This window comes from Rahnella sp. RFA10(1/100) (genome assembly GCF_004195115.1).
Taxonomy (GTDB): domain Bacteria; phylum Pseudomonadota; class Gammaproteobacteria; order Enterobacterales; family Enterobacteriaceae; genus Rahnella; species Rahnella perminowiae.
Genome location: NZ_SEWR01000002.1, coordinates 129,808 through 154,450, shown reverse-complemented (window position 1 = coordinate 154,450; position 24,643 = coordinate 129,808). Strand labels below are relative to the sequence as shown.

Sequence of the window (24,643 nt, the reverse complement as noted above, 5' to 3'; positions counted from 1 at the left end):
CCCGGCATGTACCTGGCTTTAAGCAGGATCTGTTCCAGATTCTCGCGAAACTCAGCAATAAGCAGTGATCACAATCACACTTCACTGACCTTTTCGCCCGCCCTGTTACCTGAACAGAACCGTTCACCCTGCTGCGCCCGTCGTATTAACCCTTCGCATGGCGTGAAATGCTCGCCGTACTGCTGCGCCAGTTGCTCCAGTATTTTCACCACAGTGGCGCTGCCAAGCTGGTCTATGTAACGGAACGGTCCCCCCCGGAAGGGCGGAAAACCTATTCCGAACACAGCGCCAAGATCACCATCGCGCGCACTGCGGATGACTTTTTCGTCCAGACAACGCACCGCTTCGTTGAGCATCAGCATCACGCAGCGTTGTGCAATCCCATCTTCTGACTGCTGCGCTTTTGGCGTGACATTCAGCAGACGATAAATCGCCGGGTCGACCTGTTTTCTCTTCGCCGTCCGCCCTTTCTGCCCGTAAAGGTAGAAACCTTTGCCATTTTTACGGCCTTTACGGTCATCTTTAAGCACCGCATCAAAACCGGCGGGAGCGGCAAAACGCTCACCAAAAGCATCAATCAGTATCGGACCAATTTTCGTGCCGACATCAATACCGACCTCATCCAGCAGTTGGATCGGGCCGACCGGGAAACCAAAATTCACCAGCGCTTTATCAATATGATCGACCGGTTCACCGCCCAGTAAGCAACGCGCAGCTTCATTGATGTAAGGCGCAAGAATACGATTTACATAGAATCCGGCGCTGTCACCTACCACGATGGCCGTTTTCCCCTGTTTCCTGGCAAGCGAAACCGTGGTTGAAATAGTCTGTGCACTGGTGCCCGCATGCGGGATGACTTCAACCAATGGCATTTTATCGACCGGGCTGAAATAATGCAGCCCGATCACCTGTTCCGGCCGGTCAGCCCGCTCTGCAATCTTCTGAATGGGCAAAGAAGAGGTGTTTGATGCAAAAATCGTGTGCTGTGCGGCGTTTTGCTCTATTTCCGCCACCATCGCCTGTTTGAGCGATAAATCCTCAAATACCGCTTCCACCACAATATCAGCCTGCGCAAAACCGCTGTAACTGGTAGTACCGGAAATCAGCAGCATCTGACGTTGCTGTTCGCTGCGGGTCAGCCTCCGGCTGCGCAGCTTTTTCTCCAGCAAATCCCAGCTGTATTTCAGCGCATGGCGGATACCGTCGTGATTAATGTCTTTAATACGTACAGGCAGTCCGGCTTTGGTGGCAGTCACATAAGCGATACCTCCCCCCATCAGGCCACCACCGAGAATGCCCACACGGCGCACCGGCAAAGGTTCTGCATCACCGCCCTTTTCTTTTTTCAGCGCGGTGGAGGCGAAAAACAGGCCGCGTAATGCCGCCGATTCTGATGTCATCACCAGTTCGCCAAAAGCTTTGGCTTCGGCCTGGTAGCCGTTACCGCTGCCTTGGTCCAGCCCGGTTTTTACCACATCGATGATTTTTGTGGTGGCCGGATAATTGCCGTGTGTTTTCGCCCATGTCTGTTTACGCACAAAATGGAACAGCAAACTTTTGCCCACCGGCCCACCGGCCAGACGCGCCTGCCACGGCAATGGCGGACGTGATTTACGCCCTTTCGCCACACGTTCCAGCGCCGTTTGCAGCAAAATAGAATAGGGCACTGCGTCATCCACCAGCCCCATTTTCAGCGCCTGTTTCGCGCGAATACTGCGACCGGTCAGCATCATATCCAGCGCTTTCGGCGCACCGATAAGCCGCGGAAGCCGCTGCGTACCGCCGGACCCCGGCAGTAAACCCAGCTGTACTTCCGGCAGGCCGAGCTGAGTTTTTTCATCCAGCGAACACACACGGGCATGGCACGCCAGCGCCAGTTCCAGACCACCGCCGAGACAGGCACCATGAATAGCGGCCACCACCGGCACAGAAAACGAGGCGATTTGAGCCATCACCGTCTGGCCTTTTTGCGCCAGTTCACTGGCCTGGACGGCTGTCTGACAGCCCGAAATCATGGTGATATCCGCACCGGCAATGAATGAATCTGTTTTGCCCGAAATGAGCACCAGACCTTTCAGACCGGGATACTGCTGTGCTTTGTGCAAAATAGCGCTGATTTGCTGAGCAAATTCAGCCTTTAAGGTATTCACTTTTTCGCCGGGAACATCGATGGTGATAATCCCCACATGTTCCGTGGTAAATATCAGTGAAAAAGCAGAGACCGGTTCGGTTGCTTGAGTTTCTGCCGGATTCAGGTTTTCCATAGGTTCTCTCATTGCGCGGCCTCCAGGATCATTGCTGCGCCTAAGCCGCCGGCGGCACAGGCAGTGGTCAGCCCATATTTCCCGCCACGACGACGTAATTCATGCAGCGTCTGGGTAATCATTCGTGCGCCGGTTGCCGCAAAAGGATGCCCGTAGGCCAGTGAACCGCCCAGAACATTGAATTTATCCCAGTCTATTTCGCCAACTGCCTGACTACGGCCAAGTTTTTCACGGGCGAACTCATCACTGGCTAACATTTTGATATTCGCCAGCGTCTGTGCCGCAAACGCTTCATGCATATCGATCAGATCCAAATCGTCCAGCATCAACCCTGCGCGATCCAGCGCCAGCGGCGTGGCGTAGGCAGGCCCGAGAAGCATGTCTTCCCAGACGCCGATAGCGGCAAACGCAAAACTTTTCAGATAGCCGAGAGGTTCAAGGCCCAGTTCACGTGCGCGGGATTCGCTCATCATTAATACCGCCGCGGCACCATCCGTCAGCGGCGTGCTGGTGGCGGCGGTGACGGTACCGTGTTTACGGTCGAAAGCCGGGCGCAATTTGGCATACTGACTGATTTCAGAATTCAGGCGGATGTTGTTATCTTTTTGCAGCACTTCACGGTAAGGCGGAACCTGTGCAGCCATGACCTGCGAGGTTAAATACCCCTGCTCCCATGCCTGCGCGGCCAGCGTATGAGAACGGTGCGCCAGCTCATCCTGCTGCACGCGGCTGATGTTATGGCTTTTCGCCATCTGCTCTGCGGTATCGCCCATGCGCAGACCGGTAGAATATTCAGCCACAGCAGGCGGCACCGGCAGCAAATCGCGCAGTTTGAGTTTGCTGAAAATGGAGAGACGCTGCGACAGCGTACGTGCTTTATTAACATCCACCAGGGCGCGGGCCAGTCGTTTGCTGACACCTATCGGCAATACCGAAGAAGAATCCGCTCCGCCCGCGATCCCGACCTGCACCATCCCGCTCATGATGCTTTCGGCCACGTTAGCAACCGCCTGAAAACTGGTGGCACAGGCACGCGAGACGCTATAGGCATCGGTCGATACATCCATGCCGGTACCGAGCACAATTTCGCGGGCGATATTCGGCGCTTCCGGCATCTGGACCACCTGACCGAAAACCAGCTGGTCGATGTCCTTCGGGTCAATCCCACTTTTTGCCAGCAGCTCACTGACCACCATTTTACCGAGATCGACAGCAGGAATGCCGTGATAGGCGGTGGCCTGTTTAGCAAACGGCGTACGTAAGCCGTCGACAATCGCAATGCGATCGCCCTCACGCGTCACCAGTGGAACGACTTTATTCATACAAGCTCCTGAGAAAAAATAGGGTCTTAAGAGGTCAGACCTGATAACTCAGTTTTAACTATGTATTTACATTTGGCAAAGCGAAAGGGAGTGAAGTGCGAGCAACAGCAAATTTTTCTGAAATAAGAATGAGAAGAAAGGCGGCAGGCAGAAATAGCAGACAAAGAAATACCGCTTATTTAAGCGGTATGACAACTTAGAACTTCCTCTCAATAATTTGAGTCGCAGAATGAGTCACGCGGCAATCAATGCCATTCCGATGAACTGATATACATCAGTAATTCGGTTACGGAGTGCAGCCAACGCATCTGCGGCTCAAAGTATGACGGGGATTATCTCAAGCCTAACTGGAAGATCATCGTTTCAGCCTGGCAGCTAAATGTGAAATCGATATTCAGTTCGACGCCGCCATCCACTTTTTCGATACGGCTGTTGATTTCACATGGCTCAGATTCAACGCCGCGTGCGCGTTCGGTCAGGGCTTGCAGGGTTTCGTTCGCCTGAGCTTCGGTTTCAAAAACACGGCTGTAAGAAGCGGTGCAATCCGTATTGTCCATGATGGTTCCGACATCGACACAGCAGCAGGCTGCGGTTTCTTCCGCACCACATTTGTTGATGGAATGCAGAGGTTGGGTGGATTTAGAGGACATGGTTACGTCAGACATAATTTTCTCCCCGGCATCAGCGGCAACGTCCACCGTCTGGCCTGATTGCGAATAAGGTTTTATTTCCAGCCTGTATTTTACGCCACCGTTCTGACAACACACTAGTGCTTACTTATTATGTGCCTTTCAGGTGATCCAGATCACGTATATGTAAGTAATCGTTTATAACTTCGTCACTGTTCTCACTTTAACGTTTCTTAATTGAACTTTTATTGTTTGTTTTTTGTTAAGTGGATCCAATTTCTTGCATCAAATAAGAAATATCTATGAAACATTATTGCAACTACACCACAGGTCAGACCTATACTTCGCTCACTGGTCTGATTTGTCAGACTGATAACGGACCCTACAATCCCGCGCTCATTGTTACTTGATGTAACATTGTTTGATAAAAAACATAAAATTGAGGTTTTGGTCATGAACCAGAAAAACCTGTTTAAAAGATCTGCTCTGGCAGCTGCAGTGGCAATTGTTTCCTCCAACGTTTATGCAGCAGGTTTTCAGTTAAATGAATATACCGCTGCGGGGTTAGGCCGCTCTTTCTCGGGTGAAGGTGCCATCGCTGATACTGCCGCATCCGGCAGCCGTAACCCGGCAACCATGACCATGTTTGATCGTCCCTCTTTCTCAGCGGGTGCGATTTATGTCGACCCGGATGTCAAAGTAACAGGCAACTCGCCGGTTACAGGCAGGAGCACTGATGCGGATAACATTGCGCCGAATCAGTGGGTGCCTAATATCCACTTTATTATGCCACTCAATGATCAATGGGCGGTCGGTGCATCGGCTACGTCAAACTACGGTCTGGCGACTGAGTTCAGCGATAATTATCCGGCTGGCCCGATCGGCGGTGAAACTGACCTTACCACCGTTAACACTAACTTAAGTGTTGCTTACCGTTTGAACCAGCATTTCAGCTTCGGCCTGGGCTTCGATGCCGTTTACGCGAAAGCGAAAATTCGCCGTACTGCCGGTGAACTGGTGCCGATTCAAACCGGCGGTCTGCTGCCTGCGGATACGGAAGCCGCCAAGCTGAAAGGCAATGAGTGGGGTTACGGCTGGAACGCCGGTATCCTGTATGAAGTGGATGATAATAACCGCTACGGCTTCACCTACCGTTCTGAAGTGAAAATTGACTTCGACGGCGAATACCGTAACGGCATTCCGAAAGCGTTAGGCGGAACGGGTGGCCAGACCGTGCCGGGATCCCTGACCCTGAACTTGCCTGAAATGTGGGAATTGTCCGGTTATAACCGCGTGGCACCAAAATGGGCGATTCACTACAGCCTGGCTTACACCAGCTGGAGCCAGTTCCAGGAGCTGAAAGCGACCGGTTCTAACGGCCAGACGCTGTTCCAGAAAGACGAAGGTTATCATGATGCTTACCGCATCGCGTTGGGTACCACCTATTACTACGACGATAACTGGACGTTCCGTACCGGTATCGCCTTCGATGACAGCCCGGTTCCGGCAGATAACCGCACCATTTCTATTCCGGATCAGGACCGCTTCTGGGTTTCCGCCGGTACGACTTACGCCTTCAATAAAGACGCGTCTGTGGATGTGGGTGTCTCCTATATGCATGGTCAGACCGTGAATATCAGTGAGAAAGTCGCTAACGGTGTACCGAATTACGAATACCAGGCCAAAGGGACCGCCATGCTGTACGGCGCGAACTTTAACTACAGCTTCTGATGAACTGAGTGATACGCCTGATATGAAAAAAGCGCCGGAAGGCGCTTTTTTTGTATGTCCGGAACGGTTATTCCGAGTCGATATCTTTCAGGTCGCCCTGAATCAGTGCCGCGTTCGGATTTTCCTGCGGCGTCAGCTGACCGCCTCTTGCCAGGAAATCATGACGCTGGAAGTAAGCCTCACGTATAAACAGATACGGATCCGAAGAGTTACGGATCAGGCCATCAGAATCGAGCAGTTCCGCACGGGTTTCCACCCCTTCCAGTACCCATTTACCGGCTGACATCCAGAAGGTCAGATAGCTGAGCATCGGATACAAATCATCAACCAGGTCGCCACCTTCGTCACGGACGGTCGCGCTGCCGTAACCTGGCAGAACCACATACGGACCGTAGCCGACGCCGTAATGACCCAGTGTGCTGCCGAAGCCCTGCGCCTCTTCACGCGCCAGTTTCGGGTTCGCCATTCCGGCAACATCGATCAGACCGCCCATCCCTAAAATCGTGTTCAGGAAGAAGCGGTTGAAGTGGATCGCCGCACGGTACGGATCACCTTTCAGCAGGGAGTTAACCATGCTGGCCGGTTCATCCAGATTGCTCAGGAAGTTACTGGTGCCGTTACGCGCCGGTTGTGGCACATAATCACGCCAGGCTACCGCCACAGGCCGCACCAGGTACGGATCCATATAGTTATAGTTGAAATCGAACATCACCCGGTTGAAACCTTCGAGCGGATCAGAACGTCCCTGCTGTTCGCTGTCCGATGATCCGGACGTGCCGGCACAACCGACCAGTAAAACTGTTGCAAACGCCAGCCCAGTCAGGCGTAAGTTCATGGATGTCTCCCTGTTTTTGATCGTCGGTTCCTTATTATGGAACCTGCTGATTAATGTCGATGCTGACCTGGCCTTTACCGGCAAAATCGGTCAGCGGGCTGTCGCCGTACCAGTCACCTGAGGCTGGCGTTGCCAGACCATTTTGTGAAATACGAACGCGTACTTTTAATTGATGCAGCGAAGAAAGCAAGCGTTCCGGCATCATTGCGTTGCTGTCATCGACGGTGGCCGTCAGCGGGAAGCGGCTGAGCGGCAGTTTTTTCACCGCAACCGGCACCGGACTGCTGCCGTCAGTCACTGAAATAAAGACCGTGCCATTTTGCGAAAGTTTCTGCTGAGCCTCAGCAGAAAGCGTGACATTTACCGTCAGTTTAACCTGATCCAGACCGGCTTTCTGTTTTGCCTGCGCAATGCTGGCGTTAACCATCTCCAGGCGTTTGTCACCGGCAGGCAGGATTTTCTGCATAACTTCCCACGCACCAATGGCTTGCGGATAATGCCCCTGTTCATATTCATTATAGGCCAGCAGACTTAACACACGCAGATCACCCTGAGACTTTTCCAGCATACTGCGTAAAAGATTTCCGCCGGTAAGGTTATCCTGCGGATCAGACGAACGGGTTAATACTTCGGCATAACCGAGTTTGACTGACATATCGTCTGGTGCAAGCTGATAGGCATGGGCGTAGGCCTGTGTGGCAGTAGCGGCATTATTGAGCGCCATTCCGACACGGCCAAGCATCACCCAGTCCCGGATATTATCCGGATTTGCCTGCAAATCAGTACGCAATCCGAGCCCTAAATCCTGTACATCCATGGCGGTCAGTGGCACACCGTGATCATCGGCAATCCGCTGACGCAAATCGGGCATACGCTGCATCACCTGATTCCATGCACTGACCTGCCCCAGACCACCGGCATACAGATACACACCCAACGTGATGATCACCAGCAAGATGCCGCCCGGCACCAGCGTCCAGCGTCCAATCGGCTGCATGGCGACGGGCATCTGCCCGGCGGGAATATCCGTCAGTAAGTTTTCCTGTAATTCCTGAATATGCGCCGGGCGCTCGTCGACCACGCCCTGCGCTTCGTCTTCTTCCAGTTCACTCAGGCGATGATGGTAAAATGCTTTGTTCAGCGCATCGCGGGAAGTCTGTTCTGCGCGGTCGCCACGGATAACCGGCACGATAAACAGCGCCAGTGCGATAACCAGCATCACCACAATGCACAGCCAAAAAATGCTCATGATCCTTTCCCGTCACTGTCTTTAAGTAACTGCGCCAGGCGCTGTCTCTCTTGTTCTGACATAGATATGGTTGTGTGTTCAGTGCGCGCAATACCACGGCGGGAACGCATAAAAATCATGCCTGCGCCAATAACGATGACCAGCACTGGCCCGAGCCACAAAATAAAGGTAGAGGGCGTGACCGGCGGTTCGTAAGTGACGAAATTGCCGTAACGCGCCACCATATACGCGACGATTTGCTGTTTGTTCTGCCCTTCGTTCAGTAACTGAAATACCTTGGTGCGCATATCGGCGGCGATAATCGAATCCGAAGCGGCAATATTAGTGTTCTGACATTTCGGGCAACGCAGCTGCGCCGTTATTTCGCGGTAAGCCTGTTCCTGCTCCGGCGATTTGAACTGATACGTGTCGATGGCAGCGAACGCGCTGACACTCAGCAGCATGCCCAGCAGCAAAGCGGGCAGCGATGAAATCAGTTTCATGGGTGACCTCCGTATTTTTTGTACAGCGGCAACACCTCGGTCTGCCAGACCTTTTCGTTTAAGTCACCGGCGTGGCGATAGCGGATAATGCCCTGCCCGTCGATCAGGAAAGTTTCCGGCGCACCATATACGCCCAGATCCAACCCCAGCATGCCGTCGCCGTCATACAGGCTGAGCATGTAAGGATTGCCCAGCGTATTGAGCCAGTTTACCGCTTTCTGCCGGTCATCTTTATAATTGAGTCCGACCACACGTACACCCTTTGCTGCCAGCGTATTCAGATATTCATGCTCAGCCCGGCAGGTCGGACACCACGTCGCCCAGACATTAAGCAGCATCGGTTTACCGTCACGCAGCACCGACTGATCGTAGGTTTTGCCCGCCTGCGCCAGTGATTCCAGTTTGAACACCGGCACCGGTTTGCCGATCAGAGCCGATTCCAGCAGCGTCGGATCATCACCGTTTGCATTGCGGGTCAGCTGCACCAGAAAAGCCGCAGCCAGTGCCAGAAACAGGATCAGCGGAATAAAGAGAAGTTTCCGGTTCATGCTTCTTCCGCCTCCGCCAGACCCTGCTTCCTGAGTTTTTTACTCATGCGATAACGCGGGTCAAGAATACACAACACCCCACCGGCCGCCATAAACAGGCCGCCCAGCCAGATCCAGCGGACAAAAGGTTTGTAGTACAGCCGTACCGCCCACGAACCGTCGTCCAGTTCTTCGCCGAGCGCCGCATACAGGTCGCGCGCCAGATTGCCGTCGATCGCCGCCTCAGTCATCATACTGCGCGCCACGCTGTAGAAGCGTTTTTCCGCATGCAGCGTAGTGATTTTTTTGCCGTTCTGCGTGACATCAATGTTCGCCTCACCGCCGGTATAGTTCGGTCCGGTGATGTCACGGACATCGCGGAAAATAAAGTGATAATCATGAATATCCACGGTATCACCGGACTTCATGCGCACATCACGTTCAACGCTGTAATTCTGGCTGAAGGCGATGCCGATCACCGTCACCGCGACCCCGAGGTGCCCGAGCACCATCCCCCAGTGGCTGCGGGAAAGTTTGGTCAGACCGCGCCAGAACGAGTGACGGTGCGTGGCACGCTCGTGCAGTTCCATCAGCGTCAGCACAATGACCCACACCGACATCAGCATACCCACTACGGTCATGCCGACGATTTTATCCTGCAACAGCCACGGCAGAAGAATTGACAGCACCAGCGTCACCACCAGCGCCACGCCCAGACGACGCCACAGTTTGCTCGGCTCATCGCGACGCCAGCGCACCAGCGGGCCAATACCTAACAGCAGCGCCAGCGGTGCCATCAGCCAGGTAAACATGGTGTTGAAGAAGGGTTCGCCGATAGAAATACTGCCCAGCCCGAGCTGTTTGTGGATAAGCGGCAGCAGCGTACCGAGCAGCACCACCAGCATCGCCGCCACCAGCAGAACGTTATTGCCGAGCAAATAACTCTCCCGGGAATGCAGTTCGTGACGGCCCGGCGCGCGCACCGAATTCCCTTTGAAAGCGTACAGCAGCAGCGAGCCACCGATCACAATCACTAAGTAAGCCAGGATAAACATGCCGCGTGCCGGATCAGAGGCAAACGAGTGAACCGAGACCAGCACACCGGAGCGCACCAGAAAGGTGCCCAGCAGACACAGCGAGAAGGCGGTGATGGCCAGCAGCACCGTCCAGGCTTTGAAGGTCCCGCGCTTTTCGGTAACGGCGAGCGAGTGGATCAGCGCCGTACCGGCCAGCCACGGCATAAAGGAGGCATTTTCAACCGGGTCCCAGAACCACCAGCCGCCCCAGCCTAATTCGTAATACGCCCATGCCGAACCGAGCACAATACCGATGGTCAGAAATACCCACGCGGCTTGTGTCCACGGCCGCGACCAGCGTGCCCAGGCGGTATCCAGACGCCCCGCCATCAGCGACGCTATCGCGAAAGCAAACGCCACGGAGAAACCGACATACCCCATGTACAGCAATGGCGGATGGAAAATCAGCCCGATATCCTGCAGCACCGGATTCAGGTCGCTGCCGTCGACAGGGAAATTCGGCAGCGAGCGGATGAACGGGTTGGACGTCAGCAGAATAAACAGCAGGAACCCGCCGGTGATCATCCCCATCACCGCCAGCACGCGTGCCACGGCATCCTGCGGCATACGGCGGCTGAACAGCGCCACGGCAAGCGTCCAGCAACTGAGTAATAACACCCACAGCAGCAGCGACCCTTCGTGCGCCCCCCAGGTAGCTGCCACGCGGTAATACACCGGCAGGCGGGTATTGGAATTATTGGCAACATAGGCGACGGTGAAATCGTTCACCACAAACGCATGCACCAGAATAATAAAGGCCAGCGCAATGCAGGCGAACATGCCGTATGACAACGGACGCGCCATCGCCATCATCCGGCTGTCCTGACGGGCCGCGCCCCACTGCGGATAAATACTCAGTAACACCGCCAGACCTAATGCCAGACAGAGTGCAAATGTTCCCAGTTCCGGCATCATGAACGGTCGTTTCCTGTATTGTTACCCACGTAGGCCGAAGCAGGCCCTTTGTGATTTTCTTTCATGGCGTCGGCAACTTCCGGCGGCACATATTTTTCATCGTGTTTCGCCAGCACCTGGATAGCATTCACCACATTCCCCGGTTCCATCACACCCTGCGCCACCACACCCTGCCCTTCACGGAACAGGTCGGGAAGGATGCCGTTATAGGTCACAGCAATCGCTCCCCGTGCGTCATAAATTTTAAAGCTAACCTGCAAACTTTTCGGGTCACGCTTCACTGAGCCGGGCATCACCATACCGCCGATACGCAGGCGCTGGCCCACCGTCGGCATCTCGTGATCTTCGCCTTTGCCCTGCAAGATTTCACTGGGTGTATAAAACAAATCAATGTTGGAGCGAAGCGCATACATCACCAGTGAAATGCTCAGACCAAGGCCCATCAGCACCACCAGCGCCAGCGACAGCCGCTTTTTACGACGTGGATTCACAATAACTTCTCCCCGGAAGCGTCCGGTTCCAGCGGTGACGTCTGTGCGCCTGGCTGTTTTTTAGACTGGGACTGACTGATGCGTTTTTCGCGCGCCTGGCGTCGACGGACTTCGCCGAGGATTTGCCGGTGCTGAATAAAGGTATGCGCCACCAGCACAATCAGCGAGAGCAGCGTCGCGGCGACCGACAGCCAGACATAAAAGGCATAGCCGCCCATCGCAAAAAAATCATGCCAGCTTGAGAATGCAGGGCTCATCCGCGACGCTCCTTATTCACCAGGCCAGCCACCCACGGACGCAGACGTTCCTGAACCAGAATCAGGTTACGTAAACGCATCAACGTCAGGGTAATAAAGAAGAACAGATAACCGAAAATCGCCCAGCGCAGCGGATAACGCATACTCGGGTCGATGGTTTGCTGCATGTCGGTGGACCCCTGATGCAGCGTGTTCCACCACTCTACGGAGTAATGAATAATGGGAATGTTCACCACGCCGACCAGGACCAGAATACCGGCGGCACGCCCGGCTAGACGACGGTCGTCAAAGGCGTTATACAGCGCAATGACACCCAGATACAGGAACAGCAACACCAGTTCGGAGGTCAGGCGCGCATCCCACACCCACCATGTGCCCCACATCGGTTTGCCCCATGCCGAGCCGGTCACCAGGGCAATAAACGTGAATACAGCCCCGACCGGCGCCATTGCCGCCACCGCCAGGTCGGACATTTTCATCTGCCACACCAGGCCGATAAACGCCGCGATCGCCATCCCGCTGTAAATCCCCATTGACCAGATAGCCGCCGGGACATGGATATACATAATCCGGTAACTGTTACCTTGCTGGTAATCCGGTGGTGCATAGCCAAAACCCCATACCCAGCCAATCAGCAGGCAGGCAAGACCTAAAATCCCAAGCCAGGGGATGAACCGCCCGCAGACGTGGTAAAGCCGTTCAGGCCTTGCGAGTTGATGTAACCATTTCCACATTGTTATCGTTGCTCACTCTAAAATGTCACTGTGTGATATGCCGTGGAACCTCGGTGGGCTCTTGCGCGGTCGGTTATAAATCATCCGCACTTATTATTGGCCTCTCTATTGTTCACTATAGAGAAGTGTGATGTTAGTCAAAGGTTGCGTTTTTTCTTGTCTATTGTAACGACACGTAAAATAATGCTGTGCTATCGCCTTTTACCGGCAAAAAGTGTCAGTGGATACTCACTCTCAAAGCGGCAGCTGTCGCAAAAGGCGCTAATGTGGCACTGCCTGCCAGCATCGCACCGAGAATGGCCAGATAACCGCCGACGGGCATCGCCATTGATGCGGCATCAATCGCGCCGGTGGCGAAAATCAGCACCGGAATATACAGCGGCAATACCAGCAGGCTGAGCAGAACACCGCCTTTGCGCAGCCCGACGGTCAGCGCCACACCAATCGCGCCAATAAAGCTCAGCGTCGGCGTGCCCAGTAAAATCGTCAGCGCAACGGCTTGCCAGGTTTCAAAATCCAGTGAGAGCAGCAGCGCAATCAGCGGCGAGAGGATCAGTAACGGCAATCCTGTTACCACCCAGTGAGCACATACTTTCCCCAGAACCGTGAGTGCCAGCGGCGAAGGCAACAAAAGAAGCTGTTCGAGCGTGCCGTCCAGGTAGTCATCGCGGAACAATCGCTCCAGCGCCAGCAGGGAGGACAACAACGCGGCGACCCAGACAATGCCGGGGGCAATACGCGCCAGCAGTTTAGGCTCAGGGCCGATCCCTAACGGGAACAGCGTAATCACAATCAGGAAAAACCACAGCGGGTTAATAATTTCAGCGCTTTTGCGAAAGGCAATTTTCAGCTCGCGGCGCAGGACTTTCGTAAACATTCCTTTTGTATCCCCTTCGCGTCACACCGGCTCAGCACTGGTCAGACGAAGTTTCCGCACGTGGCGGTTAACACCCTGTAAATCCTGGTGCGTTGTCAGCAACACCATCCCGCCCTGCTGCGCATGCTGTTCAAACAGCGTAATCAGGGTAGTAACGCCTTGTTTATCAATGGCGGTCAGCGGCTCATCGAGGATCCATAACGGCGCATCACTCAGCCACAGACGCGCCAGTGCGACGCGGCGTTGCTGTCCGGCGGACATCTGCGCCACCGTCACATCTTCATAACCCAGCAATCCGACGTTTTCCAATGCCTGATAAATCGCTTCTGCGCTGGCGTTAACTTTGACCGTCGGGCCATTCACGGACAGATAGAAGGCAAGGTTTTCAAACGCAGTAAGTACTGACTTTACACCGGGCTGATGACCGAGATAGAGAAGCTGCTGATGGAAGATATCGCGCTGACGGCGGGTACTCACGCCCTGCCAGCGGACTTCACCGGCGTCCGGAGAGGACAATCCGGCAAGGATCCGCAGTAAACTGGTTTTACCGGCACCGTTGCGGCCTTCGATCTGCACCATATCACCCGGTTCGATAGTAAAACTTAAGCCGCTAAACAGGGTTCTTTCATCACGAACACAGCTCAGATTAAAGGCTTCAAACATGGTGATGTCTCTTATTTTTCACAAGTGCGTATCATATCACAGGCACCCGATGAGCCGCAGCTCAGGGAGGCGCAGTTTACAAGCTTGAAAACCCTGAAATCCAGCAAACATCTTCTCAATGTTCCATAGGGTTCATGGGTTAACGCTTTGTAACTTTTTTGTATACCTGCTCATAATTTCTCTGCCTCGCCTATGCTTACTCAGGAACCTATCTGCAATTACTTTGCTTTAGTTTTGGGGAATCATAATGGCCGGAGAAAAACAGCATCACGATGACAAGGATGTTGACAGCGACGAACATACGCAGGGAAAAGAAATCGAGACCGGCGAAGAGAACCTGCCGTCAAAAGCGGCAGCGGTTCACGAAGTTATCCGCATGGAAGGAGAAAAAGAGCTTGAGCGCGACGGACAGGCATTGCTGTGGTCAGCGGTTGCCGCCGGATTGTCGATCAGCGCCTCGCTGATGGCGAAAGGTATTCTTCATGCCCGTCTGCCCGATACACCGGAACGCTTCTTCATTGAGAACATCGGTTATACCGTCGGGTTCATTATCGTGATCATGGCGCGTCAGCAGTTATTCACCGAAAACACGGTGACTGCTGTTTTACCTATTATGCAAAAACCGACAGGCAGAAACATTCTGCTGTTGCTGCGTTTATGGGGCATCGTGCTGGCAGGTAATGTCATCGGCGGCGGACTGGCAGCGCTGGTGTTTCATCTGGTGCCCTTTTTCGACACGGCGACCGACGAAGCGTTTCGCACCATCAGTATGGAGATCATGAAGAAAGACCCCCAGGGCATGTTTGTCGGCGGCATGGTGTCCGGCTGGCTAATTGCCACCATGGTCTGGATGATCCCCTCCGCCGGTACCGCCAAACTGTGGGTAATCATGCTGATGACCTATATGGTGGCGATCGGCGACCTGACGCACATCGTCGTCGGCTCGGTTGAAATCCTGTATCTGGTATTCTCCGGCGCCATCCCCTGGTACGAATTTATCTGGCCGTTCGCCCTGCCGACGCTGGCTGGCAACATCTTCGGCGGCACCTTTATCTTCGCGCTGATAAGCCATGCGCAGATCCGTAACGACATGAGTAATCAGAAGAAAGCCGAAGCGAAAAAAGAGGAACAGGAAACCGCCAGAAAAGAGGCCGCGAAGCCCTGAGTGGCGAGGAAACAACCAAACGACAGCTTGGTATCTTATTATTACCAGAAAAATGGGTATACTACGCGGGCGCTTTCCACAGGCGCCCGTGTCTCCTTAGTTAAACGGATATAACAAGCCCCTCCTAAGGGCTAGTTACAGGTTCGATTCCTGTAGGGGACACCATTTCAATGTCTACAAACGTCCACTCAAGTCTATTTTATTCTCTAAATTCAGCAAGTTAACCCCATCACTTCGTCTACCAAATTCCAATAACTTTTATCAACATCCTGCACATTTTGTTGGTATAACAGTTGGTATAGTAAGTTCGATAATGCAGATACCATCAGTATGGGAGGTTTTCTATGGCACTCACTGAGGTAAAAGTAAGAAATGCTAAACCTGCGGAGAAGCCGGTAAGCTGACTGATGGTGGTGGTATGCACCTTCTGATTCAGCCCAGCGGTTCGAAATATTGGCGTCTGCAATACCGTTTTGCCGGTAAACAAAAAATGTTGGCGTTAGGTGTTTATCCTGAAATCTCTCTTGCCGCTGCACGTCTTAGAAGAGACGAAGCAAGAAAGCTAATCACAAACAACATAGATCCTGGTGAGAAGCGAAAATCTGAAAAGATTGAAGAAAAAGGGTTGCTCACATTCGAAACGGTTGCCAGAGATTGGCATTCGAGCAACAGGACATGGTCTGATAGTCACAGAACAACAGTGTTAAACAGCTTAATCACTCATCTGTTTCCAGTTATTGGTAAACGGAACATCACTGAACTCAAAACCCGTGATTATTGCTTCCGCTAAAAAACGCTGAGAAAAGCGGGCATCTTGAAGTGGCTTCGCGTTTACAACAACGCATAACAGCCATAATGCGATATGCTGTCCATAACGCTTTGATTGACCAAAATCCCGCCTATGACCTTTCAGGTGCCGTAAAAACACCTAAAAGCACTCATCGCCCTGCTCTCCCCTTCGAACAGCTACCTGAGCTTCTAAGACGAATTGAAGCTTAAAAGGTAAAGGCATAACGCAAATCGCAGTCCAGTTAACTCTGCTAACTTTCATCCGTTCAAGTGAACTTAGGTTCGCTCGTTGGTCCGAAGTGAATTTCAAAAACGGGATATGGACGATTCCGGGAGAACGTCAAGAATTAGACGGGGTAAAATATTCTGACAGAGGCTCGAAAATGAAAAGCCCTCATCTTGTGCCATTGAGCAAACAAACCAAAACCATACTCGAAAAACTTCATGCTATCAGCGGCGATAAAGATCTTATGTTCATAGGGTTTAGTCGTGATGACAAACCAATCAGCGAAAACACTGTCAACAAGGCCCTGCGCACTATGGGCTACGACACAAAGAAGGAAGTGTGTGGACATGGTTTTCGAACCATGGCATGTAGTGCTTTAATTGAGTCTGGATTGTGGTCAAGAGATGCTGTTGAATGTCAAATGAGCCATCAAGAACGAAACTCCGTTCGAGCAGCATACATACACAAAGCAGAACATCTCGAAGAAAGGAAACTGATGCTCCAATGGTGGGCTGACTACCTTGAAGCATGTAAGGTATGACCTGCGACAACGTTCATTTCTACTGTTGAAAGCTCGCGCATTATCGAATCTCCTAATTACAATTGTTTGCGAAAATAACATTTTTACTTCTCATCAATAAAATCCATTGAGAAGGTGAGTTGGCATAATGGATATTGGATATGCCAAATTTTTCAAGAGAAAGGGGTTCATATGAAAACCACTTTTCCGGAAATTTATCTGAATAATTCTCTTCTAACTGTGGGCAATAAGGGTATTTAGAGTCAACATTAATTTTATGGTAAAAAACCAATTCTCTAGATTTGATTTTCTTTACTTCTGGGGACTCAAAGAAGCTATTTCTCGAAAAATCCGTATTCGTATCCAGCTGAAACTCTTTTTCAGGACTGTTTACACCACCGTGCAGTAATAGGTAAGAATCTTTTCCTATGAATTTATTTCTTGCAGCAGGAAATAGATAATTTGCACAAGCAGATGCGCAAACAGTACGAATTGTTATATTAATATGATTTTCCCACATCCAATCAGCTATATCGAGAGCAGCTTCAACGTCACCTCCCATGCTATTGATTGAAATGGATTCAATTTTATCTGGGTGTGGGAAATTACTTAGTGTTGTAAAAGATTCTTTTGATATAAGACCATCAAAGTATACAACATTTCCTTTCTGAACAATGACGGATTCTTCCTGAAAAGGTTTGATATCAGGTATGTCTATTCCAGAAAAACTGTAACCTATAGGTGAATAAGATCCCACTAGAGTAACAACTAAGAATCTCAGTATCTTCAGTGTATAATAATAGTCATTATTCAAAACGATTTTCAGAAAACTTTTTTCGTGACTTGAGGTTTTGGCAGCTAGCATTGACACATCTCCTCCCTGGAGAAATATAAATTGATGCCACAATGTAAGCGATACAAAGAAGGTCTATGGTGCTTTTTGTGTAAGCTACTCGTAACGAAATATAAAGTTAAGTTTAAATAGGTAAATATTTGTAAATTCACTTTGAGGCTACTCTAAGGCTTTACCAAAGCTTTAGAGTATAAAACCCTCTGTTTGGAGTTGACCTTTCGTATGCGTTGTTCACGCTGCCACTCTCTCCTGCGAGTAAAGCTTTCGAGAGATTTTTGCTTCCGTCCGAGACGAATTATTCAAAGATACTAAAATGCAGCCTTTAGAATCCCTACTGTGTGGTTCAGAAAATTATCTCTTTTAGCCTATGGGTCCCCCTGCTACCTTAGATGACAGCCATCGTCCCAAAAAAGGGCTGTTAGACCATTTACCCTGCACAAACATGGCATTGATCTCCTCCCTGAAAACAGTGCCACTTTGAGCCATGCAGCAGGCATTAAAATACCGCCCAATGAGTTGGTCGGCATTTAGCCGCTAGTGCTAGTTTTGCCAAGACCACTAGTCACTCTGAGAGACTGAGTCGTCACTTTGGCTGATAAGTCTCTCAACTATCGCTCGCCCCTTAGGGGTAATTACATAGAAAGGCATTGCTGGCTTATTGCCTTCAACTATGTTGATCATTCCATCCTCCGCAAGTTTCGCTACATAACGTGGTACCTGCCCAACCCCGCCCAAGCCCCTTATCGAAAGCATCCGATCCAGAGTCATCCAAGTCCATTTTTTCTCATCAGCCATTAAAACCTTGAGAATATCCTGTTCTGCTTTAGTCATCATTTAAACGCATCCGGGTGATAAAGTTGATTATCTCGCAAACCGAATTCCTCAAGTGTTGCTGTGTGGGCGTTATTCCATAAATCATACGCTGCAACACCGTCTGTTGGTTGCCCTGACTCCCATCCTAAATTGCAATATCGTTGAAATTCACGGCATTCATGGGTGAAATAGTTCAAATCTACTGGTGCTGGGGCTAAAGTACCGTCAGAGATCTTTCGTAGCCGGTCAATCATAAAGTCATTAGCACTGTCGGGTTCGAAACGCGAAATATGAAGCTCAACGGTATCAACGCCCGCGTGCGTGATGTTAACACCTTCTGTACTTAGCTTTTCAAGCGGCCCACCGGCCAAGTCAGGATCAAACTCTCGTAGACTTGCAGGCCCTCTTGCTCCATATATTTTTTCAATGCTCTCTATTTCTTGCATTGACCCCAACCGACCAAGCCCAAAGGCCGCGCCGATAGATGCCAAAGCAATAGCCGATCCTGCTGTTGTTTCATTAAGAACTTGATCGTAACCCGCCGGGGCATCTCCTCCGAGCTGCTGAGCTGTTTTGGCGTAGCCTTCTATGTTTCCATTGTAGATACCGCCAGCAGCTAATAACCGCCCGGCAGCTTTACTATTGATTGTCTTAGTTGACTGGGCATGTTGAACAGGCGCTGAACCCCAACCCCCGTAATCATATTTCTGAGTTGGAAGGGCTTTTACACCTTGTCTTTCAGCTACGGCGAATTCATAAGCATCCATAGCCTGTCGAATAAACCCTTCGTGGTACAGGTAGGCTCTGTCACAAATCAGGTCACCATTTTCATCAACGTAAAATGGGTTTTCGACCCAATTCCATTGCTCAGTGGTATCCACACCCATCAGCCAGCCCAACTGAAGATGCTCCTTTATTGAGTCGTAAATGGGATCCACATACCCGGCCTGTGCCCGTCGCCATGTGGGCTGTCCTGAGTAAAGGCGCTCAGGGACACTAAAGGGCCTGAATCTGCTGCGGTAATTTCGCTCATCCAGATCATAGTGGGTTTTAGATTGTTCTAAAGCGTGCTCGGGTGAGCAGATATAGGCGAAGTCTTCTGGGCTGAGTTCCCATTCAATTTCACGGCCTTCGTAGAGTGTAAACATGATGCACCTGCTAATCCTTGCAGTTTGGACTGATCAGATTTTCATCATATTATTTTTTTGAGTTAACCAAAATTATTGTGTTTATATGCCTACATAAAAATTAGTTAGTGAAGTAAATGCATGCATTAAAACCGCCAAAAATAGGGCGATTTATTCAGTATGCCACTTCACTGTCACTTTGGTTTGTGCCGTAGTTGTGTCAGGTCAAGTGTCTGAGCTAATACATTTTAGGGCAGGTCTGTCACTGACCTAATTTTCCACCCTCCCTTATCTCTAACAAAGCAGGCGGCAACCCGTTTCCTGTCTGCCAGTCCAAAGGACATGTAAACGTTTGTGCAAACAGGATCAATAACCACCTTTTCAGCCGTTATATGCTGTAGCCAGTCCTTATCATCAAAGTCCTGAACTTTCGTGAAGTAATCAACATCAATCTCATTGGCCTTGTAGGCTTTCATCAGGATGGCGTATGTCCCGTGCTCTACGTATCCGGAAAGTTTCGGATTCTCCAGCGGGTTTTCAAGGCCACTAACCTGCTGGATGTACCAACGATAAAATATTTCAGCCTGCTGCTGCGGTGTTGTCTCAGCGTGCGCCACACAGGTAAACATCATTGCTGCCAGAATGTATCTGCGCATCACTCACCTCTTCCGCTAAATTTTATAGGCGGGCTGATAATGGCGATAGGCTTTGCCGGGGTACATTGTTCGCTGTTTAAAATCTGAGTACCAGCTTACTCCATCAAAAATAGCGGTATGTCCATAGGGGTGGCCTGGTATCGGCTGGATTACCGCAACGTTCCCTTTTCGGGTGGGGTGCCGCCTGGCATCTCATAAAATCCGGCCCCCCTTAGTGACCCACCGAAATCATGAGCGTTTGCATGAGAAATGAGAAGCCCACCCTCCTCAATTGCCCTCGCAACATAACGCGCACAATAACCAGTGCTGTGAGGCTGCGCATGTTGCCTTGCCCAGCTTATTGCTTCCTCTTTATTCCATGTCATATTAATCTCTCCGTTAAAACCGCTCAGATATTAGGCCTCCGGAATTATTGTTTTGGGTTAATATGTGCCATAGATAACCTATATATTTATCGCCATTTAAATCCCCCTAATGAATACACTCAAATTAACTCTAAAAGCCCTCTTATTTATCATTGTATTGAGTTAAATGCCCGAACTCGAAAACTTTATTTTCATTGAAATAAAATATTATGACTGAACGTTTTTTTGACATCATAGATCCACGTCATACAGCCCCTTAATAAACGGAGAGTTATTGCCACTTAGTTTTATTATTTACGCTTTTTCTTTCCCTGTATCGCTATGAATAACGTTACGATTGCAATAATTCCATGTAATTTTTTCATAACGTAGTGAAGCGGATTCTAAATGATTCATGTCTTCTCTACACCTGCCTGATAGAAGGAGATGCTGAACTAATCATTACGAAACTTAATAAGTCAGTAAACTACTGTTTAAATATCAGCATTGTTTATGTGGTTATCAGGAGTATTCTCCTCGTCAATCATTCAGGTCATACAACCTCTACAGGGAAAAGTGCAATCATGCGCTTACTGGGATTTTTCCTTTTTGCAGTGGCTCTTTTATGCAACACGGCTGTGGCCAGACAGCATACGCCGCCTTCGTCGCAGGATAGTGAACTCATTGAGCAAGGGGATTACACTAACTCAGACGGGCAGGAAATTCACCGTCCGGCGCATACCAAATCGGGAAAAGCGCCCGATGGCGCATCGGCTCAGTGCAGGGATGGAACATACAGTTTCAGTACGCATCGCCGGGGTACATGTTCAAGGCACGGCGGGGTGGCGGCCTGGCTGAACTGAATAAAAAAGCCCACCTTTAAGTGGGCTATTCAGGTTTATCAGCAGGTTAAATTGTCCGGTTTAGCCGATCACCAGCCCGGCACCGCGCCGCCGTTAAAGATTTTCTCCGCCGCTTTTGCCACTTCAGGCGACTGATACGATTTCAGAAACTCCTGCACATTTTCCGCATCTTTATTGTCTGGTCGTGAAACCAGAATGTTCACGTACGGCGAATTTTTATCTTCAATAAATACGCTGTCATGCACCGGTGATAACCCGGTTTGCTGGATATAGGTCGTGCTGATGATCGCCACATCAACTTTCGGATCATCCAGCACGCGCGGTAACTGCGCACCTTCCAGTTCCATAATATTCAGATGATGCGGGTTTGCGGTGATATCCAGCGCCGTCGGCAGCAGTCCTTTGCCCTCTTTCAGGGTGATCAGCTTCTCTTTTTGCAGCAGAAGAAGCGCCCGGCCTAAATTGGTCGGATCGTTAGGGATCGCCACCGTCGCGCCATCTTTCAGCTGATCCACCGTTTTGATTTTTTTCGAGTAACCCGCCATCGGGAACACAAAAGTGTTGCCAACCGCCACCAGATGATAACCGTGGGCTTTATTATCCTGATCAAGGAACGGACGGTGCTGGAAAACGTTCGCATCCAGATCACCATGCTCGGTTGCGTCATTTGGTAATAATGAACCACTGAAACCAACCAGTTCGACATCCAGACCGTATTTATCCTTCGCGACCTTTTTCGCCACTTCCGCCACATCCTGCTCTGCGCCATTAATCACGCCGACTTTGATATGCTTCGTATCGTCACTTTTTTGATCACAACCCGCCAGCAGTAATCCCGCCAGCAATACCACAGCACCCGTGCGTAAATGAGGTAACGTCAGTTTCACTTTTTTTCCTTAAAAAATAACCGCTAATGGACAATGGACTGACTATAGCAGGAGGATTACCGCAGTTTAAAAAACCAATAAAGCACTGCTAAGAAGAAAAAAGTATATAGATGCCCCGCTTAAGTCCGGCTAACCAAAGCTTTTCCTTATATCAGTGATAAAGGGTTTGCTCTCCCTGATACATTTGGGAAAGAGTAGGCAAAACAGAAATCACTGATGAGAACCTGCAAGAATGGAAATTACGGAAGCCGAAGCGCAGCATATTCCTGCGATACAGAAAATTTATGCCTGGCACGTGCTTCATGGAACCGCCTCGTTTGAGACGCAGCCACCGGATGAACGCGAGATGGCGGGTCGTCTGAAGAAAATTAAAGACGCAGGTTTACTCTGGCTGGTGGTTTTGCATGAAGGCGAAGTGAAGGGATATTGCTACCTCGGACATTATCGTGAACGCTATGCGTACCGCCATACCCTGGAGGATTCAATCTATATTGCTCCTGCTTTTCAGAAGCGCGGCGCGGGGAAAGCCCTGCTTCGCCGGGCGATAGACTGGGCAGAAACCCACGGCTATCGTCAGTTGATCGGTAACGTTGGTGACAGCGAAAATAAAGCCTCAATCAGCTTACATCTCGCTGCCGGTTTTCAGATGAAAGGCACGCTGCATTGCGTTGGATTTAAGCATGGCCGCTGGCTGGACACCGTGTTTATGCAGCGCGCACTGGGGGACGGAAACCAGACCCTGCCCGCACCGGATCACTGACAGGAAATCCCTGCGGGCCTTGTTGCTGCCCGCAGGCGACTGATTACTCAATCGCTAATTTTTCCCGCGTGGTTTTACGTGTCGCGCTGCCGCCCCAGACTTCGTTGTATTCGTAACCGGTCAGATCTTTAATCACCTTACGCGCGGTTTCATCACAATCTTCCTGAGCGCCGCCCAGTTTCAGGCGCGCCGTTTCTTTGATCAGAATTTTATGCGTATCCCGCGTTAGTTTGAATTTGAAAGTCATATAGAAACTGATCGCCAGCAACGCACCGGTGGCGAAGATCATCAGACCGATGATCGCGTGTAACGCACTGACCGGCTGAGCGCCCTGCCCTTTCACAAATCCACATTCTTCCAGCACCAGGCCAACGATCATGATGGCAATCGCGACGGTACTTTTACGGGTAAATACCATGACCCCGGCAAAGATCCCCTCGCGGCGTTTTTTAGTGACTATTTCGTCGACGTCCGGAATAAAGCTGTAAATATTCCATGGGATATAATAAAGCCCTGAACGTCCGAAACCTAATATAACAAATATGGAGGTAAATAGGATTAATGGTACTGAGGTCTTGGTGATATAAATATAAAACAGAACAGCCAGCACAATAAATATACACCCATAAGCTATCCGCAACGCAGCTGACGGTGAAAGATTCAGGCGTTCCATAACCATCATATAAAAAATTGTCGATGGCACAGAAACAAAAGCCGCCACACTTAAATAACCGGAAACTGCCCCCACATCCTGATTCAGGCCATAAACCACATAATAGGTAAAGACAGCACCGAATACGTCCATGGCCGTGAAGGAAGCAATATAAATAATAATATGCTGACGAAACATACGGATATTAAACGATGAGATAAAATCTAAAACCAGACGTTTCAGATGATGCCAGAGGTTGCCGCCGGTTTCCATTTCCGGTTCCGGCTCATCCGGATCCCGCACATCTTTGGCTTCCCAGGTACACAGCCATGTGGTGAAAACCGCAATACAAAATACCGTGGCGAAAAACATACCGGTATAGGTATAGGTCATCGGATTATCTTTACCGGTAAACATCATGATCACCCCCGGCACAGACACGGCCAGGAAGCCACCGAGTTGCGAGCAAATCATACGCACACCGGCAAGGCGGGTACGTTCGCCAAAGCGGTTGGTCATCTCTGCCGCCAGCGTTTCCCACGGCACCAGCACCATCGCCGACAGTAATTCAATCGACAGATACGTGCCAAGATAATACCAGTAGCCCATGTCTTTGATCCAGACCAGCGCATACAGGAACATCAGCGGCGAGCTGAGCAGCAGGAAAAACCGACGGCGGCCAAACCGTTTTCCAAGCCATGTATTGCCAAAGTGATCGGTAATATAGCCCATAATCGGACTTAATACGGCGTCAATCACACGGGCAATAGCAAAAATAGACCCCGCTTCTAAAACGGTTAATCCGCAATACATGGTATAGAAGAATAAAAGCCAGGTACCGATAACGGCGAATGCACCGCCACCAAATAAGTCGGTTACGCCATAGCCTATAGCCGTGCCGTAACCCACTCTGCGTTCAGTAGGTTTCATTATTAT

Annotated in this window: 23 protein-coding genes, 1 tRNA gene and 2 pseudogenes; 6 read left to right on the top strand and 20 right to left on the bottom strand. The window is 50.7% G+C overall.

The genetic code is table 11. The features are described from left to right. Positions 1-74 precede the first annotated feature (74 nt). The 3 genes from fadJ to ETV65_RS07490 all read right to left on the bottom strand — a co-directional run bounded on the left by fadJ (position 75) and on the right by ETV65_RS07490 (position 4,251). A complete protein-coding gene (fadJ, locus tag ETV65_RS07500; RefSeq protein WP_129952284.1) occupies positions 75-2,276 on the bottom strand; it encodes a fatty acid oxidation complex subunit alpha FadJ in 2,202 nt (733 codons plus the stop codon). After that, positions 2,273-3,586, bottom strand: coding sequence for an acetyl-CoA C-acyltransferase FadI (fadI, locus tag ETV65_RS07495; protein WP_129952283.1), 1,314 nt, complete (start codon positions 3,584-3,586; stop codon positions 2,273-2,275). Before fadI ends, fadJ begins: the two co-directional genes overlap by 4 nt. Positions 3,587-3,918: 332 nt before the next feature. Continuing rightward, positions 3,919-4,251 carry a YfcZ/YiiS family protein gene (locus tag ETV65_RS07490; protein ID WP_129952282.1) on the bottom strand — a complete coding sequence of 111 codons (333 nt, stop codon included), beginning with the start codon at positions 4,249-4,251 and terminating at the stop codon, positions 3,919-3,921. Between the two features lie 417 nt (positions 4,252-4,668). On the opposite strand from ETV65_RS07490, the gene fadL reads away from it, so the two are divergent. Continuing rightward, the gene (fadL, locus tag ETV65_RS07485; protein WP_129952281.1) at positions 4,669-5,946 is read left to right on the top strand and encodes a long-chain fatty acid transporter FadL; all 1,278 of its coding nucleotides are present in this window, start codon (positions 4,669-4,671) and stop codon (positions 5,944-5,946) included. A gap of 67 nt (positions 5,947-6,013) precedes the next feature. On the opposite strand, the gene mlaA is transcribed toward fadL, so the two are convergent. From mlaA to ccmA, 10 genes are all read right to left on the bottom strand, one after another. After that, positions 6,014-6,781 carry a phospholipid-binding lipoprotein MlaA gene (mlaA, locus tag ETV65_RS07480; protein ID WP_129952280.1) on the bottom strand — a complete coding sequence of 256 codons (768 nt, stop codon included), beginning with the start codon at positions 6,779-6,781 and terminating at the stop codon, positions 6,014-6,016. Positions 6,782-6,815: 34 nt separating this feature from the next. Continuing rightward, complete coding sequence (gene ccmI / locus ETV65_RS07475) at positions 6,816-8,030, bottom strand: c-type cytochrome biogenesis protein CcmI (RefSeq protein ID WP_129952279.1); 1,215 nt, start codon at positions 8,028-8,030, stop codon at positions 6,816-6,818. Then, positions 8,027-8,512 carry a cytochrome c-type biogenesis protein gene (locus ETV65_RS07470; protein ID WP_129952278.1) on the bottom strand — a complete coding sequence of 162 codons (486 nt, stop codon included), beginning with the start codon at positions 8,510-8,512 and terminating at the stop codon, positions 8,027-8,029. The genes ccmI and ETV65_RS07470 overlap by 4 nt, the downstream gene beginning before the upstream one ends. Beyond that, entirely contained in the window at positions 8,509-9,060 is a 552-nt protein-coding gene (locus ETV65_RS07465) for a DsbE family thiol:disulfide interchange protein (RefSeq protein ID WP_129952277.1), read from the bottom strand. Before ETV65_RS07465 ends, ETV65_RS07470 begins: the two co-directional genes overlap by 4 nt. Next, positions 9,057-11,030 (bottom strand): heme lyase CcmF/NrfE family subunit, encoded by a 1,974-nt coding sequence (locus tag ETV65_RS07460; RefSeq protein WP_129952276.1) that lies wholly within the window; start codon positions 11,028-11,030, stop codon positions 9,057-9,059. The genes ETV65_RS07465 and ETV65_RS07460 overlap by 4 nt, the downstream gene beginning before the upstream one ends. After that, on the bottom strand, positions 11,027-11,521 hold the full coding sequence (ccmE, locus tag ETV65_RS07455; RefSeq protein WP_129952275.1) for a cytochrome c maturation protein CcmE: 495 nt from the start codon (positions 11,519-11,521) through the stop codon (positions 11,027-11,029). Before ccmE ends, ETV65_RS07460 begins: the two co-directional genes overlap by 4 nt. Then, entirely contained in the window at positions 11,518-11,778 is a 261-nt protein-coding gene (gene ccmD, locus ETV65_RS07450; RefSeq protein WP_129952274.1) for a heme exporter protein CcmD, read from the bottom strand. Before ccmD ends, ccmE begins: the two co-directional genes overlap by 4 nt. Beyond that, positions 11,775-12,512, bottom strand: coding sequence for a heme ABC transporter permease (locus ETV65_RS07445; protein ID WP_129952273.1), 738 nt, complete (start codon positions 12,510-12,512; stop codon positions 11,775-11,777). The genes ccmD and ETV65_RS07445 overlap by 4 nt, the downstream gene beginning before the upstream one ends. Before the next feature lie 217 nt (positions 12,513-12,729). Further along, complete coding sequence (gene ccmB / locus ETV65_RS07440) at positions 12,730-13,389, bottom strand: heme exporter protein CcmB (RefSeq protein ID WP_129952272.1); 660 nt, start codon at positions 13,387-13,389, stop codon at positions 12,730-12,732. Between the two features lie 21 nt (positions 13,390-13,410). Beyond that, on the bottom strand, positions 13,411-14,052 hold the full coding sequence (gene ccmA, locus ETV65_RS07435; RefSeq protein ID WP_129952271.1) for a cytochrome c biogenesis heme-transporting ATPase CcmA: 642 nt from the start codon (positions 14,050-14,052) through the stop codon (positions 13,411-13,413). Positions 14,053-14,299: 247 nt separating this feature from the next. On the opposite strand from ccmA, the gene ETV65_RS07430 reads away from it, so the two are divergent. From ETV65_RS07430 to ETV65_RS07420, 3 genes and pseudogenes are all read left to right on the top strand, one after another. Further along, on the top strand, positions 14,300-15,217 hold the full coding sequence (locus tag ETV65_RS07430) for a formate/nitrite transporter family protein (protein WP_129952270.1): 918 nt from the start codon (positions 14,300-14,302) through the stop codon (positions 15,215-15,217). 90 nt (positions 15,218-15,307) lie between these two features. After that, a tRNA-Arg gene (locus ETV65_RS07425) sits at positions 15,308-15,382 on the top strand. A 179-nt stretch (positions 15,383-15,561) separates the two neighbouring features. After that, a pseudogene (locus tag ETV65_RS07420) lies at positions 15,562-16,773 on the top strand (integrase arm-type DNA-binding domain-containing protein). 52 nt (positions 16,774-16,825) lie between these two features. Here ETV65_RS07420 and ETV65_RS07415 read toward each other — a convergent pair. The 5 genes and pseudogenes from ETV65_RS07415 to ETV65_RS25135 form a co-directional block, all read right to left on the bottom strand. Then, entirely contained in the window at positions 16,826-17,617 is a 792-nt protein-coding gene (locus tag ETV65_RS07415) for a hypothetical protein (RefSeq protein ID WP_129952269.1), read from the bottom strand. Between the two features lie 546 nt (positions 17,618-18,163). Continuing rightward, positions 18,164-18,439, bottom strand: a complete 276-nt coding sequence (locus tag ETV65_RS07410) for a hypothetical protein (RefSeq protein WP_129952268.1) — start codon at positions 18,437-18,439, stop codon at positions 18,164-18,166. After that, complete coding sequence (locus tag ETV65_RS07405) at positions 18,436-19,566, bottom strand: hypothetical protein (RefSeq protein ID WP_129952267.1); 1,131 nt, start codon at positions 19,564-19,566, stop codon at positions 18,436-18,438. The genes ETV65_RS07410 and ETV65_RS07405 overlap by 4 nt, the downstream gene beginning before the upstream one ends. A gap of 227 nt (positions 19,567-19,793) precedes the next feature. Continuing rightward, entirely contained in the window at positions 19,794-20,201 is a 408-nt protein-coding gene (locus tag ETV65_RS07400) for a DUF3828 domain-containing protein (protein WP_129952266.1), read from the bottom strand. A gap of 15 nt (positions 20,202-20,216) precedes the next feature. Next, a pseudogene (locus tag ETV65_RS25135) lies at positions 20,217-20,566 on the bottom strand (CHAP domain-containing protein). 563 nt (positions 20,567-21,129) lie between these two features. Between ETV65_RS25135 and ETV65_RS07390 the strand changes: the two are divergent. After that, positions 21,130-21,408 carry a DUF3761 domain-containing protein gene (locus ETV65_RS07390; protein WP_129952265.1) on the top strand — a complete coding sequence of 93 codons (279 nt, stop codon included), beginning with the start codon at positions 21,130-21,132 and terminating at the stop codon, positions 21,406-21,408. Positions 21,409-21,476: 68 nt separating this feature from the next. Here ETV65_RS07390 and nlpA read toward each other — a convergent pair whose 3' ends face one another. Beyond that, on the bottom strand, positions 21,477-22,295 hold the full coding sequence (gene nlpA, locus ETV65_RS07385) for a lipoprotein NlpA (RefSeq protein WP_129952264.1): 819 nt from the start codon (positions 22,293-22,295) through the stop codon (positions 21,477-21,479). Between the two features lie 232 nt (positions 22,296-22,527). Between nlpA and ETV65_RS07380 the strand changes: the two genes are divergently transcribed. Continuing rightward, the gene (locus ETV65_RS07380; protein WP_129952263.1) at positions 22,528-23,055 is read left to right on the top strand and encodes a GNAT family N-acetyltransferase; all 528 of its coding nucleotides are present in this window, start codon (positions 22,528-22,530) and stop codon (positions 23,053-23,055) included. A gap of 43 nt (positions 23,056-23,098) precedes the next feature. Here the strand turns inward: ETV65_RS07380 and ETV65_RS07375 are convergent, their stop codons facing one another. Continuing rightward, positions 23,099-24,637: an MFS transporter gene (locus ETV65_RS07375; protein ID WP_129952262.1), complete on the bottom strand. Its 1,539-nt coding sequence runs from the start codon at positions 24,635-24,637 to the stop codon at positions 23,099-23,101. Positions 24,638-24,643 lie beyond the last annotated feature (6 nt).

Coding starts and splice junctions, on each gene's coding strand:
- ETV65_RS07460 (WP_129952276.1), bottom strand. CDS start 11,030: ATGATGCCGGAACTGGGAACATTTGCACTCTGTCTGGCATTAGGTCTG.
- ETV65_RS07390 (WP_129952265.1), top strand. CDS start 21,130: ATGCGCTTACTGGGATTTTTCCTTTTTGCAGTGGCTCTTTTATGCAAC.
- ETV65_RS07445 (WP_129952273.1), bottom strand. CDS start 12,512: ATGTGGAAATGGTTACATCAACTCGCAAGGCCTGAACGGCTTTACCAC.
- ccmB (WP_129952272.1), bottom strand. CDS start 13,389: ATGTTTACGAAAGTCCTGCGCCGCGAGCTGAAAATTGCCTTTCGCAAA.
- ETV65_RS07415 (WP_129952269.1), bottom strand. CDS start 17,617: ATGCTAGCTGCCAAAACCTCAAGTCACGAAAAAAGTTTTCTGAAAATC.
- ETV65_RS07375 (WP_129952262.1), bottom strand. CDS start 24,637: ATGAAACCTACTGAACGCAGAGTGGGTTACGGCACGGCTATAGGCTAT.
- ccmD (WP_129952274.1), bottom strand. CDS start 11,778: ATGAGCCCTGCATTCTCAAGCTGGCATGATTTTTTTGCGATGGGCGGC.
- ETV65_RS07405 (WP_129952267.1), bottom strand. CDS start 19,566: ATGTTTACACTCTACGAAGGCCGTGAAATTGAATGGGAACTCAGCCCA.
- ETV65_RS07400 (WP_129952266.1), bottom strand. CDS start 20,201: ATGCGCAGATACATTCTGGCAGCAATGATGTTTACCTGTGTGGCGCAC.
- ccmI (WP_129952279.1), bottom strand. CDS start 8,030: ATGAGCATTTTTTGGCTGTGCATTGTGGTGATGCTGGTTATCGCACTG.
- ETV65_RS07410 (WP_129952268.1), bottom strand. CDS start 18,439: ATGATGACTAAAGCAGAACAGGATATTCTCAAGGTTTTAATGGCTGAT.
- ETV65_RS07490 (WP_129952282.1), bottom strand. CDS start 4,251: ATGTCTGACGTAACCATGTCCTCTAAATCCACCCAACCTCTGCATTCC.
- ETV65_RS07430 (WP_129952270.1), top strand. CDS start 14,300: ATGGCCGGAGAAAAACAGCATCACGATGACAAGGATGTTGACAGCGAC.
- mlaA (WP_129952280.1), bottom strand. CDS start 6,781: ATGAACTTACGCCTGACTGGGCTGGCGTTTGCAACAGTTTTACTGGTC.
- fadL (WP_129952281.1), top strand. CDS start 4,669: ATGAACCAGAAAAACCTGTTTAAAAGATCTGCTCTGGCAGCTGCAGTG.
- ccmA (WP_129952271.1), bottom strand. CDS start 14,052: ATGTTTGAAGCCTTTAATCTGAGCTGTGTTCGTGATGAAAGAACCCTG.
- ETV65_RS07465 (WP_129952277.1), bottom strand. CDS start 9,060: ATGAACCGGAAACTTCTCTTTATTCCGCTGATCCTGTTTCTGGCACTG.
- ETV65_RS07470 (WP_129952278.1), bottom strand. CDS start 8,512: ATGAAACTGATTTCATCGCTGCCCGCTTTGCTGCTGGGCATGCTGCTG.
- ETV65_RS07380 (WP_129952263.1), top strand. CDS start 22,528: ATGGAAATTACGGAAGCCGAAGCGCAGCATATTCCTGCGATACAGAAA.
- fadI (WP_129952283.1), bottom strand. CDS start 3,586: ATGAATAAAGTCGTTCCACTGGTGACGCGTGAGGGCGATCGCATTGCG.
- fadJ (WP_129952284.1), bottom strand. CDS start 2,276: ATGAGAGAACCTATGGAAAACCTGAATCCGGCAGAAACTCAAGCAACC.